The organism is Psychrobacter sp. 1U2, assembly GCF_051847575.1.
Genome location: NZ_JBPYDC010001283.1, coordinates 1 through 643, shown reverse-complemented (window position 1 = coordinate 643; position 643 = coordinate 1). Strand labels below are relative to the sequence as shown.

Annotated in this window: 1 pseudogene; it reads left to right on the top strand. The window is 40.9% G+C overall.

The features are described 5' to 3' along the window. Window positions 1-247: 247 nt before the first annotated feature. Window positions 248-643: pseudogene (locus tag ACS8FD_RS21665) on the top strand (alpha/beta hydrolase); the annotation flags it as partial.

Genomic DNA, 643 nt, shown 5'->3' with positions numbered 1-643 from the left:
CTATTTTCGGACTTTGGAATATATAAACGATAAAAGATAATGTTAGATAAAGAGATACAACCAAGCATTTGTCTTGCTAGCATTCCTCTTAGCATAAGCTATGTTAATGGCTAATAACAACTTTTTATCACTGACGTATAATGACCAATCTTGGTAATAATACGCTGTACTTACAAGTATGCTAACCTTTACAGCATATCATTTATTAATAATCATCGCTTATTGGTACACATCATAAGGTATGGCAATGCATCAAAACCAAACACCACTTTCTGCAAATAAACAAGAGCGCATGTCTGCCACGCCTCTTGATACTACAAGCAACGCTCCATTAGAGACGAAGGTTACAAGTATCGATACTTATGCGTTGACCATCATATCTGATCGCAATCGAGCGTTAGCAGCGACCGTCTACCGTCCTAAAACTTCTGTAAACACAGCCGTGATGATCGCGCCAGCGACTGGTATCAAACGTCAGTTCTATCACAGTTTCGCGACTTTTTTAGCAGAGCAAGGCTTTGGAGTACTAACCTTTGATAATGAAGGTATTGGTGAGTCGCTGACGACCGATTTGACCAAATGTGATGCCTCTCTTATCAGTTGGGGGCGACATGATATGCCAGCCGCCCTCGATGCCTTACAA